The organism is Aeromonas intestinalis (assembly GCF_054052485.1).
On the sequence record NZ_JBSTYK010000001.1, the window covers coordinates 53937 to 69308 of the forward strand.

Annotated in this window: 16 protein-coding genes and 1 pseudogene; 7 read left to right on the plus strand and 10 right to left on the minus strand. The window is 61.7% G+C overall.

Annotated features, from left to right (window positions below; translation table 11 throughout):
* Nucleotides 1-15: 15 nt before the first annotated feature.
* From flgE to ACW5W7_RS00260, 6 genes are all read right to left on the minus strand, one after another.
* Nucleotides 16-1362, minus strand: coding sequence for a flagellar hook protein FlgE (gene flgE / locus ACW5W7_RS00235; protein ID WP_349918487.1), 1347 nt, complete (start codon nt 1360-1362; stop codon nt 16-18).
* Nucleotides 1363-1374: 12 nt separating this feature from the next.
* On the minus strand, nt 1375-2109 hold the full coding sequence (locus ACW5W7_RS00240) for a flagellar hook assembly protein FlgD (RefSeq protein WP_456500358.1): 735 nt from the start codon (nt 2107-2109) through the stop codon (nt 1375-1377).
* Nucleotides 2110-2124: 15 nt separating this feature from the next.
* Nucleotides 2125-2544 (minus strand): flagellar basal body rod protein FlgC, encoded by a 420-nt coding sequence (gene flgC / locus ACW5W7_RS00245; RefSeq protein WP_349918491.1) that lies wholly within the window; start codon nt 2542-2544, stop codon nt 2125-2127.
* Entirely contained in the window at nt 2544-2942 is a 399-nt protein-coding gene (gene flgB / locus ACW5W7_RS00250; RefSeq protein WP_456500359.1) for a flagellar basal body rod protein FlgB, read from the minus strand. Before flgB ends, flgC begins: the two co-directional genes overlap by 1 nt.
* Nucleotides 2943-3004: 62 nt before the next feature.
* A complete protein-coding gene (locus ACW5W7_RS00255) occupies nt 3005-3829 on the minus strand; it encodes a CheR family methyltransferase (RefSeq protein WP_349918493.1) in 825 nt (274 codons plus the stop codon).
* Between the two features lie 18 nt (nt 3830-3847).
* Nucleotides 3848-4759, minus strand: coding sequence for a chemotaxis protein CheV (locus tag ACW5W7_RS00260; protein ID WP_349918494.1), 912 nt, complete (start codon nt 4757-4759; stop codon nt 3848-3850).
* A 233-nt stretch (nt 4760-4992) separates the two neighbouring features.
* On the opposite strand from ACW5W7_RS00260, the gene flgA reads away from it, so the two are divergent.
* The 3 genes from flgA (at nt 4993) to ACW5W7_RS00275 (ending at nt 6419) form a co-directional block, all read left to right on the plus strand.
* Entirely contained in the window at nt 4993-5598 is a 606-nt protein-coding gene (flgA, locus tag ACW5W7_RS00265; protein ID WP_349922492.1) for a flagellar basal body P-ring formation chaperone FlgA, read from the plus strand.
* Between the two features lie 93 nt (nt 5599-5691).
* Nucleotides 5692-6006, plus strand: a complete 315-nt coding sequence (flgM, locus tag ACW5W7_RS00270) for a flagellar biosynthesis anti-sigma factor FlgM (RefSeq protein ID WP_349918495.1) — start codon at nt 5692-5694, stop codon at nt 6004-6006.
* Nucleotides 6003-6419: a flagella synthesis protein FlgN gene (locus tag ACW5W7_RS00275; protein ID WP_349918496.1), complete on the plus strand. Its 417-nt coding sequence runs from the start codon at nt 6003-6005 to the stop codon at nt 6417-6419. The genes flgM and ACW5W7_RS00275 overlap by 4 nt, the downstream gene beginning before the upstream one ends.
* Before the next feature lie 24 nt (nt 6420-6443).
* On the opposite strand, the gene yfcE is transcribed toward ACW5W7_RS00275, so the two are convergent.
* Both yfcE and ACW5W7_RS00285 read right to left on the minus strand, forming a co-directional pair.
* Nucleotides 6444-6986, minus strand: a complete 543-nt coding sequence (gene yfcE, locus ACW5W7_RS00280) for a phosphodiesterase (protein ID WP_456500360.1) — start codon at nt 6984-6986, stop codon at nt 6444-6446.
* Nucleotides 6983-8647 carry a peptide ABC transporter substrate-binding protein gene (locus ACW5W7_RS00285; RefSeq protein ID WP_456500361.1) on the minus strand — a complete coding sequence of 555 codons (1665 nt, stop codon included), beginning with the start codon at nt 8645-8647 and terminating at the stop codon, nt 6983-6985. The genes yfcE and ACW5W7_RS00285 overlap by 4 nt, the downstream gene beginning before the upstream one ends.
* 240 nt (nt 8648-8887) lie before the next feature.
* Here ACW5W7_RS00285 and ACW5W7_RS00290 point away from each other — a divergent pair, with 240 nt between their 5' ends.
* Complete coding sequence (locus ACW5W7_RS00290) at nt 8888-9793, plus strand: EamA family transporter (protein WP_434663071.1); 906 nt, start codon at nt 8888-8890, stop codon at nt 9791-9793.
* Nucleotides 9794-9968: 175 nt separating this feature from the next.
* Here ACW5W7_RS00290 and rsuA read toward each other — a convergent pair whose 3' ends face one another.
* Nucleotides 9969-10661, minus strand: coding sequence for a 16S rRNA pseudouridine(516) synthase RsuA (gene rsuA / locus ACW5W7_RS00295; RefSeq protein WP_456500362.1), 693 nt, complete (start codon nt 10659-10661; stop codon nt 9969-9971).
* Between the two features lie 187 nt (nt 10662-10848).
* Between rsuA and ACW5W7_RS00300 the strand changes: the two genes are divergently transcribed.
* Nucleotides 10849-12042, plus strand: a complete 1194-nt coding sequence (locus tag ACW5W7_RS00300) for an HD-GYP domain-containing protein (protein ID WP_456500363.1) — start codon at nt 10849-10851, stop codon at nt 12040-12042.
* On the opposite strand, the pseudogene ACW5W7_RS00305 reads toward ACW5W7_RS00300, so the two are convergent.
* Nucleotides 12039-12228: pseudogene (locus ACW5W7_RS00305) on the minus strand (hypothetical protein). The gene ACW5W7_RS00300 and the pseudogene ACW5W7_RS00305 overlap by 4 nt on opposite strands.
* Nucleotides 12229-12469: 241 nt before the next feature.
* On the opposite strand from ACW5W7_RS00305, the gene ACW5W7_RS00310 reads away from it, so the two are divergent.
* Both ACW5W7_RS00310 and ACW5W7_RS00315 read left to right on the plus strand, forming a co-directional pair.
* Entirely contained in the window at nt 12470-13363 is an 894-nt protein-coding gene (locus ACW5W7_RS00310) for an EamA family transporter (RefSeq protein WP_456500364.1), read from the plus strand.
* Between the two features lie 109 nt (nt 13364-13472).
* Entirely contained in the window at nt 13473-15323 is a 1851-nt protein-coding gene (locus ACW5W7_RS00315; RefSeq protein ID WP_456500365.1) for an extracellular solute-binding protein, read from the plus strand.
* The last annotated feature ends 49 nt before the right edge of the window (nt 15324-15372 follow it).

Consider the following 15372-nt stretch of genomic DNA (forward strand, 5'->3'; position numbering starts at 1 on the left):
CAACCGCGTACTCGATTAGCGGATCTGCAGGATGCTCTGCTGCAGGGAGCTGTTCACTTCCAGGGAACGGGAGTTGGCCTGGAAGTTGCGCTGGGCGGTGATGAGATCCACCAGCTCGGTAGTCAAATCCACGTTGGACTGCTCCAGGGCCGAGGACTTGATGGAACCGAAGGTACCCGAATTCGGCGTACCCGGCAGAGCATCCCCGGAGAGCAGGGACTGGCGCCAGGAGGTGTCACCCACCTGGGTCAGGCCCTGGGAGTTGGCAAACTTCGCCATGGCCACCATGGCCACCTTGACGGTAGTCGCGTTGCTGTAGGTGGCGGAGACGATGCCATCAGCCCCGATCTCGACCTTGGTCAGGCGACCGACGGTGGAGCCATCCTGGGTCAGCTTGCTCACCTCGAAGGGAGAGGAGTACTGGGTCACGGTGCCCAGCTTGAACTCGATCTCCTGAGTGCCATCGGCACCATTGGTGATGATACCGGCCCCCGCCGCCCCCAGTTGTTCGGTCTTGATGACCGCCGGTGTGGTCGGCGTCACCATCTTGCCGGAGGCATCGAAGGTCACGCGGGCGCTCAGGGGCGCCTGGCTGACACCGGTCGCCATGGTGGTGGCGGTGCCGCCGGCGATGTCGATGGGCTTGTCATCTTGATAGAGGTACATGCGCCAGGCGGTCGGTACCGCCGCCTGGGTCGGATCGGCCGGGTCGGCTTCTTTCACGAAGTACTGGGTGATGGTATGTGCTTCACCCAGAGAGTCGTAGGCCACCACGGACGTGGAGGAAGAGTAGGTGCTCGAATCCTTGGGATCGAACTTGGAGGCGTTCACATCCATCAGAGTCTTGGTGCTGGAAGGCAGGTTGAAGCCCGCCTCGACCGTCGTGGTCTGTACCGGCTCACCGGCCTTGTCCGGGATCTGGATAGGCTTGGTGGCGTTGATGCTCACCGCCTTGGGGGTGCCATCGGCGTTGATCTCGTACCCCTGCAGATAACCGCCGGAGTTGCTGACCATGTAGCTGCTTTCGTTCAGCTTGAAGGCACCGGAGCGGGTATAGGTGCGATCCAGGTTGGTCAGGCCATCGGAGGTCACGAAGAAGCCGTTGCCCTGGATGGCGAGATCCAGCGCGTTGTTGGTAAATTGCAGCGCCCCCTGGTGGAACTGCTGGGCCACGGCACCGGTCGCCACCCCATTGCCGACCTGGGTCTTGGCGTTGACGAAGATGGAGTTGGCATAGACGTCGGCAAACTCGGCGCGGGACTCCTTGAAGCCGGTGGTGTTGACGTTGGCAATGTTGTTCGCGGTGACGTTCAGGTCTTTTTGAGCCGCATTGATGCCGCTGAGGGCATTGTTGAATGACATGTCTTTATCTCCTTAGATCACTGCGTTAGAGGTCGAGTCAGGGGTCGTGGTCGACTTGCCGCTCGTCCCGCCAATTTCCAATACATCGGTCAGATAGATGCCACCCAGCCCCTTGAGTTTGAGGGTGCTGGGGTTTGAACTGGTGCCCAGGGTCACGCTCTCCACCTTGGCATAGGTGAGAGCCGGCATGCTCTCGGACTTGCCGTCCACGGTGCCGTGCGCCTCTATGCTGTACTTGCCGCTCTTGACCTCATTGCCGTCCTTGTCCTTGCCATCCCACTCGAAGGCCACGTTGCCCTTCTTGTCTCCCTCAAGGGAGAACTCCTTGATGACCTGGCCACTCTCGTCTTTTACCGTTACCTTGATGTTGCTGGCACCGTCACCGGTGGCGATGACACCGGTCATGTTCTCGCCCTGCTCCAGGTAACCAGTGTTTGATGGGATCAGCACGCTCTGGCCCACCAGGGCCGATGCCTGCAGTGCCTGGCTGGAGGTCATCAGGCTGTTGAGGCTCTCCATCTGGGTGGAGAGGCTGCTGATCCCCTGGGAGGTCGACATGGACGTCATCTGGGACAACATCTGGGCGTTGTCCACCGGCTTGAACGGATCCTGATAGGAGAGCTGCATGGTCAACAGCTTGAGGAAGGACTCCTGATCCAGCTCCTTCTTCTGAACGCTGGTGGTGGTGCTGGTCTGGTTCGCCGTCGTTCGATTGACGCCGAGCAGGCTGTCATAGGTATCTGCCATCTATCGCTCCCCCTGTCAGGACTTGCCGAGGCCAAGGGTCTGCTGCAGCATCTTCTTGGCTGCATCGGCGACCTGGACGTTGGTCTGGTAGCTGCGCGAGGCGTTGATCATGTCCGCCATCTCCTCCACCATGTTGACGTTGGGCTTGAAGATGAAGCCATCCTTGTCCGCCATGGGGTGATTGGGGTTGTACTCCTTGAGCAGAGGGGCATCGCTCTCGACGATCCCCTTCACATCCACCCCCACCGAGGCCTGCTTGTCGGACATGGCCTGATCCAGCTGGGCGGCAAACACTGGCCGCCTGGCATGGTAAGTTTTTTCCACGCTGGAGCTGACGCTGTCGGCGTTGGCCATGTTGCTCGCCACCGTGTTGAGGCGAACGGACTGCGCGCTCATGGCAGAGCCTGCAATGTCAAAGACCTTGAACAAACTCATTACTGTTCTCCTTTCAGTGCCTTGAGCAGGCCGCTTATCTTGCCGTTCATGAATTCGAGGGAGGCCTGGTACTCCAGGCTGTTGCGCAGGAACTCACTACGTTCCTCCTGCACATCCACGGTGTTGCCGTCTCCGGTATCCGGTTGCAGGGGGTTGCGATACTGGGTCGTGCCCGGGGCGTCCATCTGCAAGGCGAAGTGTTTCTCGCAGGTGGTGGCCAGGCCGAACCCTTGCTGGCTCTGGGCCTGCTGCAAGGCCTGGGAGAAATCGATGTCTCTTGCCTTGAAACCCGGGGTATCCGCGTTGGCGATGTTGCTGGACAGCACCTCGGCACGCTTGGCGCGAACGCTCAGCGTGTACTGGTGAACCCCGAATGCCTTGTCGAATGAAATTGCCATAGCGCACCTCCTGCTTCACGAATGTTTAGCAAGAGGTGTGCCAAAGAGGGATTAGAAGGGAGTTATTTGACTTTGTAGACGATGCCGGGGTTGCAGCGGATCATCTCGAACTTGTCGGTGAGACCGGCCAGGGACTCCGAGGCCCCCAGCATCAGATAGCCGCCGGGATTGAGGCTGCTGGCAAACTGGTTGAGGATCTTGGACTTCACCTCGGGGGCGAAGTAGATGAGCACGTTGCGACAGAAGATGATGTCGAACTTGCCGAGCAGGCTGTAACTCTCCAGCAGATTCAGGGGGCGGAAGCTGGTCAATTTTCTGACACGCTCCGACACCCGCATCTTGTTGTCTCCGCACGGCTCGAAGAACAGCCGCTTGCGCTCGGGTGAGAGTCCGCGCGCCAGCGCCAGGCTGTCATAGACCCCCTCCTTGCACTGGTTGAGCATGGTGCTGGAGATGTCGGTACCGACGATCTGCACCCCGCCCGGCAGGGTACCCGGCCGTTTCACCTGCTGCTCCAGCGCCGTCATGGCGATGGAATAGGGCTCCTGCCCGGAGGAGGAGGCGGCCGACCAGATCTTGATGGGGCGGCCGCTCTTGCCCAGCTCCGGGAAGATCTTGTCGCTGAGCAGCTGGAACGGATAGGTATCGCGAAACCACAGGGTCTCGTTGGTGGTCATGGCGTCCACCACGGCCATCTTCAGCTCCCGCTCCCGGATCCCCATGGAGCGGGTCACCAGTTCAGACAGACTCTCGATACCAAACTGAGTCATCAAGGGCGACAGACGACTCTTGACCAGATACTGTTTGTTGTCACCCAGCACGATCCCGCTCTGTTGCGCCAGAAAATTGCTGAATTGTTTGTATAAGTCGTCCGAAAGTGTCTTCATGCAGTTTTTTCTTCTTTATTAGAGTGCGCCTTGTACGGCCTTGGCCAATTCATCCGGCTGGAACTTGGCGATGAAGTTGTTTGCACCAACCTTCTGGACCATGGCCTGATTAAACACCCCACTGAGGGAAGTGTGCAGAATAACATGCAAATCCTTGAGTGCGGGATTGTTGCGGATCTCGGCGGTGAAGGTGTAACCGTCCATCTCCGGCATCTCGATGTCCGAGATGACCAGGGCAATCTGATCCAGGATGGGCCCCTGCTTGGCCATCTCCAACAGCATGTTGAGGGCCTCGCGCCCATCCTTGGCCAGCACGCACTGCACGCCGATGGCTTCCAGCGCCCGCTGCACCTGCTTGCGCGCCACCGAAGAGTCGTCCGCCACCAGCACCGGGCGGCCATGGGGATTGCGCTCCACGCTGGCGTCCACCAGCTCGGCACTCACCTCGGTGGAGACCGGCGATATCTCGTTCAAAATCCGCTCCACGTCCAGGATCTCCACCAGCTCGCCGTCCACCTCGGTGACCGCCGTCATGTAGTTGATGCGCCCGGCGCCTTTGGGGGGCGGCAGAATGGATTCCCAGTTCATGTTGATGATGCGCTCCACCGAGTGCACCAGGAACCCCTGAATGGATCGGTTGTACTCGGAGATGATGATGAAGCACTTGGAGAGATCCTGGATCGGACGTTTACCCATCGCCATGCTGAGATCGATGACCGAGATGGTCTGGCCACGAATGTGCGCCACCCCGCGGATGCAGGAATTCAGCTTGGGCATGACGGTCAGGGGCGGACACTGCAGCACCTCACGCACCTTGAAGACGTTGATGCCAAATCTTTGACGTCCGTTGAGACGAAACAACAACAGTTCCAACCGGTTTTGTCCCACTAGCTGGGTACGTTGATTGACCGAATCGAGAATACCCGCCATAAACACTCCCTAAAAACGCTGGCATTAATCATGCATATGTCTTCGCATACAGGCTGGCGTGCGTCAGACTCTTGTTGTCTGGGCGGCCAAATTCTGCAGCAAGCATAGTTAACTACGGTGGTATACGTGAACAGCTTATCGACCGGCAAGCAAAAATGATTAGTAGACTTTTCCTCATCTTACTGCCTTTTGTCGGCCTCTCTCAGGCCCGGGCATCCGAGGTCACCCAATACCTGCAGGAGCAGGCACAGGAGTTCGTGCTCGGCCAGCTGGATATCCCCCTGGATGCCCAGGCCGAGGTGACTGCCGCCTCCATCGACGAGCGCCTCCCCTTGAGCCGCTGTGAAGAGGCCCTGACCCTCTCCTTCCCCAGCAAGATAGAGATCCGCCGCAACACCACCGTCTATCTCAAGTGCGAGGGGGACAAGCCCTGGGATCTCTACCTGCCGGTACGGGTCAGCATCCAGAAACCCTATGTCACCGTGGCGGCCCCCGTGGCCAAGGGCGACATCCTGAGCGAGGGCATGCTGACCCTGGCCTATCAGGATCAGACCCTGATCCGTGGCGACTACCTGAGCGACACCGCTCCCCTCATCGGGGTGCGCAGCAAGCGGGAGCTCAAACCCGGCCAGCCCATCCGCCTCACCCAGGTTTGCGTGGTGTGCAAGGGGGACCAGGTCACCCTTAGCGCCGAAAACAGCAGCATGCAGATCAAAACCATGGCCCGAGCCTTGCAAGATGGCAGCTTCGGAGACATGATCAGGCTCGTCAACATCCGCTCGGGCAGGCAGGTGCAAGGCAAGGTCGATGCCGTCGGTTCCGTGGTGGTCACATTCTGATTATTTTGTTAATGCCCGATTTTTTTTCTAAAGTTCTGACCGCCGTCACCGATAACCAGATAAGCGAACAGCAAAGCAGACGAAGGTAACCCTATGGCTATCAACAATATCAACAACTTGGCAAACAGCCGGCTGCAAAACAATGCAACCAGCGTCGCCAGCAAGTCTACGACTTCGGCCGAAGGCAGCCGCGCGACCCCCGTCAAGGCTGACTCTGTCTCCTTGACCAGCGAGGCACAGCAATTGCAACAGATGAGCAAAACCCTCAACACCGTCTCGACCGGTAACGAGAGCCGCGTCGAGAGCCTCAAGAAGGCCATCGCCAGCGGTGAATACAAGGTCGACAGCGAAGCCGTCGCCAAGAAGATGTTCAGCTTCGAAGCGGATCTGGATAAACGCCTCGGATGATGGACTTAGCCGAGCTGTTGCGCGCCCAGGACGACCATCTCTCCCAGATGCAAGGCGTGCTGGCGGAGGAATTTGATCTGCTCAAGCAGCACAGGGCGCTGGCCCTGCCAGCCTTGGCCGAGCGCAAGCAGCAACTGCTGGCTGCCATCGAAACCCTGGATCAGACCCTGGCCAAGCAGCCGGATCTGCGTCAGCAACTGAGCGCCTTCCCCGCGCAGTTGCAGGCCCTGCAAAGCAAACTGGATGCCTGTCAGGAGCAAAACGATCTCAATGGTCGTCTGCTCGAACTCAGCATCATCTCCAATCGCCGTCTGGCCAGCTTCCTCAGCAAGCTCAGAGACAGCAACTCCCTGACCTATGACGCCAAGGGCAACACCCGTTCGGGGACCCGCTCCCTCGGCATCAAGGCCTGATCGCCGCTCTCTTCTCGCTTTTCGTTACAACGCCAGTCGCATCAGCTCGGCCCCATCGGCGCAACCGTGAATGCTCAGGACACCATCCTGATAGCGGCCATAACTTGCCGCCCACTCCCCTCGCGGAAAACAGATAGACCCAGGATTCACCAGCACCCGATCCCCTTCCCGCTTCAGCACGGGCAGATGGGTGTGGCCGCTGATGAACAGGCTGCCCGCAGGCAGGGGCACCGCCTGCGGCTGATAGAGGTGACCGTGGCTCGCGAACCAGCGTCGCCCGTCCACCAGCAGCTGGTTGTAGGGGGCCGTGATGGGGAAATCGAGCAGCATCTGATCCACTTCCGAGTCGCAATTGCCCCGAACCGCCATGATCTGCGGCGCCAGTCGGTTGAGCCGCTCGGCCACCGCCGCCGGGGCATAGCCCTCGGGGACCGGATTGCGCGGGCCGTGATTGAGCAAGTCCCCGAGCAGCAGATAGTGATCCGGCTGCCAGGGGGCGAGCCGCGCCAGCGTTGTCTCCAGCGCAAGCAGGCTGCCGTGAATGTCGGAGATGATGGCGATCTTCATGGTGCGCTCCCTTCCTTTGCGACCGGCGGCTGGCTGAAGTAGAGATCCTTGGTGGCGATGGAACCCTTGAGATTGCTGCTCGGCAGGCCGCGCAGGGAGGGGTCCACCAGCCGCATCTGGTTGTAGTGATAGACGGGGATGACGGGCATCTCGTCCATCAGCATTCGCTCGGCCTGATGGTAGTAGCCGTTGCGGGCCTTGCCATCCAGGCTGTCCGCCGCCTGTTGCAACAGGGCATCGAAGGCGGGATTGCAGTAGCCGCTCTCGTTCTGGGGATCCTGGCAGCGGAAACTGCTGAGCATTGATGATGGTTCAACATAATCACCAAACAAAAATGAACGGGCCAGCATAAAATCACCGCTGTCCTTCGCCACCTGGTAGGCATTCCACTCCATGTTGTTGAGCACCACCTCCACCCCCAGCGGCTTCCACATGGCGGCCACCGCCAGCGCCAGCCGCTTGTGATTCTCCGAGGTGTTGTAGGTCAGGGTCAGCGTGAGGGGATGATCCCGGTTGTAACCCGCCTCGCTCAGCAAGGCCGCGGCCTTGGCCAGCCGCGTCGGCTGATCCAGGGTGGCGAGCTCGGAGCCGAGCGCCTCATAACCCGGCATGGCGGGCAGCAGGGACCAGGCCGGCGGCTCACCCTGGCCGCTCACCTTGTCGGTCAGCAAGCGGCGATCGATGGCCATGGCGAGGGCCTGGCGCACCCGTACATCCTGCAGCTCCGGGCGGCGCAGGTTGAAGGTATAGAGATAGGTGCCTAGCAGGGGCAGGCCCCAAATTCGCTCGGGGGTCGTCTCCTTGGTCTTCTGGTAGTACTCCAGCGCCACCTTGTTGGTGAGCTGGATCTCGCCCGCTTCGTAGCGCAGCCGCTCCGCATGCTGGGAGGCGAGCGGCAGGTAGGTGACCCGCTGGATGCGGGTATGGGCGTCGTCCCAGTACTGGGCGTTGCGCTCGGCCTCTATCCGCTCGTTCGGCACCCAGTTCACCAACTTGTAGGCGCCGTTGCTCACCAGCTTGCCGGGCTGGGTCCACTGCTTGCCAAACTGCGCGATCGCCTGCTTGTTCACCGGCACGAAGGGGCGCTGGCTGATGAGCTGCAGGAAATAGGGCACGGACCGCTCCAGGGTCACCTTGAGGATCTGGTCGCTCTCGGCCTCCACCCCCAGAGCATTCAGATCCAGGGCGCCGGCATAGATGGACTGGGCATTGTTGATACCGGTGGCCAGCAGCAGGCCGGCAGACGGGGAGCCCTGCGCCGGATCCAGCAGCCGCTGCCAGGCATAGACGAAATCCCGGGCCGTCAGCGGCTCACCGTTCGACCACTTGAGCTGGGGACGCAGGAAGAAGCGCCACACCAGGCCATCCTCGCTGGTCTCCCAGCGCAGGGCCTGGGCCGGCACTATCCTGCCCTGACCATCTTCACTCACCAGTCCTTCGAACAAGTCCACCAGCACCACTTCACCGGGAAAACCGGAGCGGATCTGGGCCGGATCCAGGGATTCGGGCTCGGCGCCGTTCCCCTTGACCAGGGTCTGTCGGTCCGCCAGCGCCGGGCTCTGGACAACGGTGGTCGCCTGTAAGGGAGGAGCTAGCATCAGACCCAGTAGAAAAGGGGGAAGCCAGCGGCGGGCACAATGGGGGGCAAGGGGGGAACGCATCACATCAACCTCATTCAATTCTGTTCACAACAAAAATAGGGGGAAGGCCGGCGGCGCGCCTTGGTCAAGAATGCATGATGCCGCGCTTGTTATCCCCGAAGACGGGCCGTATTGTATCGGGCTTGCCCGGCAGATGGAGTCTTTCGGGCTATTTTTTTCAGAAGTTTTTTGCGATGTCCGCCAGTGAAGGCTCAGTCACGACCTGGCACGCCTTTTCGATCATCTATGCAGGGATATGTTATGGGGTATGAGTGGCTGGCTCTGGCTGCCGCCGGCTTGTGGGCGGTCGCCGCCCTGATTTCCGTCAAACCGGCCCGTCATCTGGGGGCCTTTGCCTACAGTCGCTGGCGGATGTTCCTGGTCACGCTGATGCTGGGCAGCGCCAGCCTGGCCACCGGTGGCTGGCAGACCCTGACCCAGAGCGCCCTCCCCCTGCTGGCCCTGTCCGGCCTCATCGGCATCTTCGTCGGCGACACCGCCCTGTTCGCCTGCATGAACCGGCTGGGCCCCCGGCGCAGCGGCCTGCTGTTCTCCTGCCATGCGCTCTTCTCCGCCCTGCTCGGCCTCTGGTTGTTCGGTGAGCAGCTCGGTGGCTGGCGCTTGGTGGGGGCCTTGCTGGTGCTGGCCGGGGTCATGCTGGCGATCCTGTTCGGACGACGTGGCGGGGCCCAGGACAACGAGTGGGAGCATGTGCGCGGGCACCTCGCCATCGGCATCGCCCTCGGGCTCACGGCCGCCCTCTGTCAGAGCCTCGGCGCCATCATCGCCAAGCCGGTGATGATGGGCGGCGAGGTGGATGCGGTGAGCGCCTCCGGCATCCGCATGGGCAGCGCCCTGCTGGCGCACTGCACCCTGCGGCTGTTGCGGGTGCCGCTCGCCATGCCGCACCACCCCATCAACCGGCAGGTGCTCGGCATGATAGGGATCAACGGCTTCCTCGCCATGACCCTCGGCATGACCCTTATCCTGGTGGCCTTGCGCCAGGGGGACGTGGGCATGGTGGCCATTCTCTCCTCCACCACCCCGGTCATCCTGCTGCCCCTCCTGTGGTGGCACTCGGGCACGCGCCCCGCCCTGCCCGCCTGGGCGGGCGCCCTGCTGGCGACCCTGGGCACGGCCCTTGTCCTCGGCATGGGCGGGAGCTGACCGCCTCTTTGCCGCTCCATCGTTGTTCAACGAATCGGGGGGGGGGGGGGGGGCCCCCCCCCCCCCCCCCCCCCCCCGACTCAGGCTCCCGTCATCCCGGTCTTTTCTGACCTCACACCGTCTCCTGAAAGGGGCAATGTCATGGCGCTGAGGCCAACTCTTGCCCCTCAGGCAACTAGAACTGGGCTATCTCCTCGGCGGTCAGTTCGCGGTACTCCCCTTCGGCCAGGTCGGCATCCAGCGTCAGGCCACCGATCCGCTCCCGATGCAGCCCCACCACCTTGTTGCCGATGGAGGCAAACATCCGCTTCACCTGATGATACTTGCCCTCGTGAATGGTCAGGCGCGCCTCGCACTCGCCGAGCAGCTCGAGCTGGGCCGGCTTGGTCTTGTCGTTCTCGTTGCGAAGATACACCCCATCGGCAAACAGGGAGATGGCATCCTCGCTCACCGGATCCGCCAGCCAGACGTGGTAGGTCTTGGCGCATTCGTGCCGTGGCGAGGTGATGCGGTGGGACCATTGGCCATCATCGGTGACCAGCACCAGCCCCGTGGTATCGAGATCCAGCCGCCCCACCACGTGCAGCTTGCCCATGGAGGGCTCGTCCATCAGGAAGAAGACGGTGGGATGATCCGGGTCTTCATTGGAGCAGACATAGCCCTCCGGCTTGTGCAGCATGAAGTAGCGGTTCTGTTGATTGAGGGTCAGCATGACGCCGTCGAACTCGATTTGGCTCTGCTCGTTGATATGAAAGGCCGGCTGCTTGACCTGAATGCCATCGACCATCACCTCCCCCTGGCGGATCAGCTTGCCCGCCTGGGAGCGGGTCAAATCGGAGCAATCGCAAATAAATTTATCGAGCCGCATGCACAACCTCGGAGTCCATGATGAAAGGGGCGTCATTATATCGGCCATGTCAGGCAACGCCAGCACTATGGCCGAGGATACACGGTGTGACACAAGGCCACTCGGCGATCATGACGCCATCGATGGCCGGTGTTAGACTGCCCGCAGAGGGCCCACGTTACGCATAATAAGAATCGCAGGAAGTCGTATGAAGTCGCACACGCCTCATCCCGTCATCCCCGTCAGCCAGTTGCAACCCGGCATGTATGTCATCGCCATCACCAGCCAGACCGGTACCATGGAAATAGCCCAGATGGGACTGGTCACCGATCGCAAGCAGATAGCCTCCCTCGTTCAGCGCGGCGTCACCACGGTACGGGTGGATCTCGCCCGCAGCAAGCTGGCAGGCATCGACACCCTGCTCGCCCCCGAGCCCATTCCTGCCGCCGCCCCCCAGCCTCCGGGCAACCCAGCCAACGGTGAGGGGCGCACGCTCAAGATCCGCCGCCTTTATCAGGAGGCCCGCGAGCTGCAAGGCAAGTTTATTCGCCAGCTCAAGGCGGGAGAGCCCATCGACATCACCCCGCTGGCCGCCGTCGCCGAAGAGATGGTGGACACCATGTTCAGCCACGGGGATGCCATGCTCTGCCTCGCCCGGATCCGGGCCAAGGATGCCTATCTGATGGAGCACTCCATGAACGTGGCCATCCTGCTCGCCAACTTCGGCCGCCATCTCGAGCTGGATCGCAGCGTGCTCAAAGAGCTGACCCTGGGGGGCCTGCTCCATGACGTGGGCAAGATCATGACCCCGGACGCGCTGCTCAACAAACCGGGCAAGCTGACCGAGGAGGAGTTTGTCATCATGCGCCAGCACGTGGTGCACAGCCACGACATCCTGATCGCCACCGCCGGCATCACCCCCACCATGCTGGAGGTGGCTGCCAATCACCACGAGCGGCTCGACGGCAGCGGCTACCCACGCCACCTGAAGGGCAGCCAGCTCTCCCTCTACACCCGCATGAGCGGCATCGTCGATGTCTATGATGCGGTGACCGCCGACAGGGTCTACAAGCAGGGCATGTCCCCCACCCAGGCGTTCCGGATCCTGCTCAAGGGAGCGGATCACCACTTCGATCGGGAGCTGGTCAATCGATTCATCAAGTGCATGGGGGTCTATCCGGTCGGCACCCTGGTGCGCCTCTCCAACCAGCGGCTCGCCATCGTCATGCAGCGCAATGCCCAGGAGCCGCTCAAACCCGTGGTCAAGGTGATCTATCACGCCACCCAGCGCCACTACCTCGAGGTGCAGTGGCTGGATCTGGCCAGAAGCGGGAGCCAAGAGAGCATTGAGTGCACGGTGGATCCCAAGGAGTTTGACATCCACCTCGCCCGCTTCATCTAGCACTCCGGCGCCGCGTTGGCCTGTTCGCGGCAATGGCGGATAAGAAACTCCTCATCCAGGGGGGGAGAGATCGAAACGCAGGCTCACCTCCTCGATGGCCCGCAGATCATGCTGATGGTGTTCACCCAGCCAGCGTATCGCGCGGCGCAAGTCTTCACCATGGGGCTGCAGGGAGTGATCGCTCATGGGGTATCTCCAGCCAAGGGGCCCGGGATGCCGGGCCCTCCTCACAGAGTCTAGTTCCGCCCCAAGTCTTGGCCGAGTGACGCCGCCCAGAGCCTCGCCCTCATCCATTGGCAAGAGATTGCCATCCCTTTCATCTCACGGGTTGACGCGGATCACCCCTTAGCGGTTATGCTCGAGCTTCTGCCCGTGCGCCGGTTCACCCGGCGCCTTCTCTTCTCAGTCATGCCAAACAAGGATGTATATGCAAGCCAAGGACAAGTGTCTGGCCGCCCTGGTCATTCTCTGCTGGGGCCTCAACTTCGTGGTGATCAAGTGGGGGTTGGAGGGAATACCGCCCCTGCTGCTGGGTGCCCTGCGCTTCATCGGCGTGGTCTTCCCCGCCATCTTGCTGGTACCCAGACCCGCCATGCCTTGGCGCTGGTTGCTCGCCTACGGCGGTGCCATCAGCCTGGGGCAGTTCGCCTTCCTGTTCAGCGCCATGAAGTTCGGCATGCCCGCGGGCATGGCTTCCCTGGTGCTGCAATCCCAGGTGCTGTTCACCCTGCTGTTCGCCATGCTCTGGCTGGGGGAGCGTTGGCAGGCCCACCATTGGGTGGCCTTGCCCCTGGCCGGGGGGGGTCTCTACCTCATCGCCGCCAACGGCGAAGGCAATCTCACCCTGCTCGGCTTCGCGCTCACCCTGTGCGCCGCCGCCTGCTGGGGCCTTGGCAATGTCATCAATCGCCAGATAGGCCTGCGCTACCAGACCACGCTGCCGAGCCTCATCGCCTGGGGCGGCCTAGTGCCCATCCTGCCCTTCCTCGCCCTCTCCTGGCTGTTCGAAGGACCGGAGCGCATCGCGGACAGTCTGCTGCGCTTCAGCTGGCAGGGGCTCTTGTGCGTCATCTATCTGTCGTTTGTCGCCACCTGGCTCGGTTACGGCCTCTGGGGGCGGCTGCTGATGCGCTACCCGGTCGCCCAGGTGGCCCCCCTCTCCCTGCTGGTGCCCTGTGTCGGCATGGTGACCGCCGCCCTCTTGCTGGATGAACACCCCAACACGCTGCAGTGGCTGGGGTCTGCCCTGGTGCTGCTCGGCTTCGTGGTACACCTGCTGGGAGGGCGCCTGCGGCTGTTCAAGACGCAATCCGAACGCTGAGCGATAACCCATTGACCCGCACGGGAAAACTTTCCATATTGAAGCAGGCCCCGAGGGGCCTGTTATCGTTTGCTGCCGGCAGGACGCCCATCATCAGGAGAGCAAGGACATGCTGCACCCTTCGTCACCGACCATTTCACTCCCCTCACGCATTCGACTGATCACTGCCTTTGCTGCGCCGCTATTTTTTAGCACATTCGTCTGGAGTGCAGCCCTGCCGGCAGATCTCGTGTGGGAGAGCAACGACACAGACCCGGTCTACGCCGATCCCGCCGCCCAGCGCGGGGGCACCTTTCACGACTTCATGCTGAGCTTCCCCCTCACCCTGCGCAAATACGGGCCGGACTCCAACGGCGGCTTCGCGGCCTACATCCGGGAGGGCACCCTGCCCCTGCTCGCCACCCACCCCATCACTGGCAAGCCCATGCCCATGCTGGCGAACCAGTGGGCGTTCGGGGCCGATCACAAGACCCTCTATTTTCGCATCAACCCCAAGGCCCGCTGGTCGGACGGCGAGCCGGTCACCACGGACGACTGGCTGTTTACCCTGAAGATGATGCGCAGCAAGGAGATCAACGATCCCTGGTACAACAACTACTACTCGACCCAGATAGTGGATGTGACCAGGTACGACGACCACACCTTCTCCATCACCAGCGGCACCGAGAAGAGCCGGGAAGATCTGCTGGACTCCCTCCCCTTCTCCCCCGAGCCGAGCCACGCCATCAAGCTCACCGCCAACTGGGTCAAGGAGTACAACTGGAAGCTGCTGCCGGTCACCGGCGCCTACCGGATCGGCGAGGTCAAGAAGGGCAAATCCGTGACGTTCGAGAGGGTCAAGGATTGGTGGGGCAACGACGAGCGCTACTTCCAGCACCGCTTCAACCCGGACAGGATCGAGGTCAAGGTGCTGCGGGATCAGAACATCGCCTGGCAGCACTTCCTGCGCGGGGATCTGGACAGTTTCGGGCTCGTCATGCCGAACTGGTGGCACGACAAGAGCAAGACGGCGGAGTTCGAGAAGGGCTATATCGACAAACTCTGGTTCTACACCCAGACGCCCCAGTCCCCCATGGGCCTCTACCTCAACACCGCCGACCCCTTGCTGCGCAATCCCGACGTGCGGATCGGCATCCAGCATGCGCTGGCCATCGACAAGATGATAGCGACCCTGCTGCGGGGGGATTATCAGCGCCTCAATACCTATGGCTCCGGCCAGGGGGCCTTCACCAACACCGAGATCAAGGCGCGCCCCTTCGATCCCAAACTCGCCCGCGAGTACTTCGCCAAGGCCGGTTTCAGCAAGGCCGGGCCGGACGGCGTGCTGCAAAACGACAAGGGGCAGCCCCTCTCCCTCACCATCACCTACACCACGGCGGAACATGCCCAGCGGCTGACTCTGCTGCGGGAGGAGGCGAAGAAGGCAGGGCTCAATCTGGAGCTGAACCTGATGGATGCCTCCGCCGGCTTCAAGTCCATGCTGGAGAAGAAACACCAGAGCGCCTGGATGGCCTGGGCCGGTAGCCGCTACCCCGCCTACTGGGAGTTCTTCCACAAGGTGAACGCCAACAAGCCCCAGACCAACAACATCATGAACATCGACGACGATGCCATCTCCGTCCTGGTGGAGCAGTACGACAAGGCGTTCGACTTCACGAGAAAGGCCGAGTTGTCACGCCAGATCCAGCAGCGACTGTTCGACCTCGCCAGCTTCGTCCCCGCCTATCAGGTACCCTACACCCGGGCCGGCGCCTGGCGCTGGGTGAAGCTGCCCAAGATACCGGCCACGCCCCAGAGCGATCTGCTCTACTGGCCGCTGGATGGCGCCAGCTCGGGTTACAGCTACGGCGGCCTGTTCTGGATAGACGACAAGATCAAGCAAGAGACTCGGGCAGCCATCAAGAGTGGTCAGCGCTTCCCCCCCGTGACGGTGATGGATACCCGCTATCAGCAGCCGTGAGCGCATCTGATGACGGTGGCGCCGAGATAGCCCAACCCTCCTCGCCATA

Coding starts and splice junctions, on each gene's coding strand:
- ACW5W7_RS00310 (WP_456500364.1), top strand. CDS start 12,470: ATGCAAGCCAAGGACAAGTGTCTGGCCGCCCTGGTCATTCTCTGCTGG.
- ACW5W7_RS00315 (WP_456500365.1), top strand. CDS start 13,473: ATGCTGCACCCTTCGTCACCGACCATTTCACTCCCCTCACGCATTCGA.
- ACW5W7_RS00255 (WP_349918493.1), bottom strand. CDS start 3,829: ATGAAGACACTTTCGGACGACTTATACAAACAATTCAGCAATTTTCTG.
- ACW5W7_RS00275 (WP_349918496.1), top strand. CDS start 6,003: ATGATGGACTTAGCCGAGCTGTTGCGCGCCCAGGACGACCATCTCTCC.
- flgE (WP_349918487.1), bottom strand. CDS start 1,362: ATGTCATTCAACAATGCCCTCAGCGGCATCAATGCGGCTCAAAAAGAC.
- ACW5W7_RS00260 (WP_349918494.1), bottom strand. CDS start 4,759: ATGGCGGGTATTCTCGATTCGGTCAATCAACGTACCCAGCTAGTGGGA.
- ACW5W7_RS00300 (WP_456500363.1), top strand. CDS start 10,849: ATGAAGTCGCACACGCCTCATCCCGTCATCCCCGTCAGCCAGTTGCAA.
- rsuA (WP_456500362.1), bottom strand. CDS start 10,661: ATGCGGCTCGATAAATTTATTTGCGATTGCTCCGATTTGACCCGCTCC.
- yfcE (WP_456500360.1), bottom strand. CDS start 6,986: ATGAAGATCGCCATCATCTCCGACATTCACGGCAGCCTGCTTGCGCTG.
- flgC (WP_349918491.1), bottom strand. CDS start 2,544: ATGAGTTTGTTCAAGGTCTTTGACATTGCAGGCTCTGCCATGAGCGCG.
- ACW5W7_RS00290 (WP_434663071.1), top strand. CDS start 8,888: ATGGGGTATGAGTGGCTGGCTCTGGCTGCCGCCGGCTTGTGGGCGGTC.
- ACW5W7_RS00285 (WP_456500361.1), bottom strand. CDS start 8,647: ATGCGTTCCCCCCTTGCCCCCCATTGTGCCCGCCGCTGGCTTCCCCCT.
- ACW5W7_RS00240 (WP_456500358.1), bottom strand. CDS start 2,109: ATGGCAGATACCTATGACAGCCTGCTCGGCGTCAATCGAACGACGGCG.
- flgM (WP_349918495.1), top strand. CDS start 5,692: ATGGCTATCAACAATATCAACAACTTGGCAAACAGCCGGCTGCAAAAC.
- flgB (WP_456500359.1), bottom strand. CDS start 2,942: ATGGCAATTTCATTCGACAAGGCATTCGGGGTTCACCAGTACACGCTG.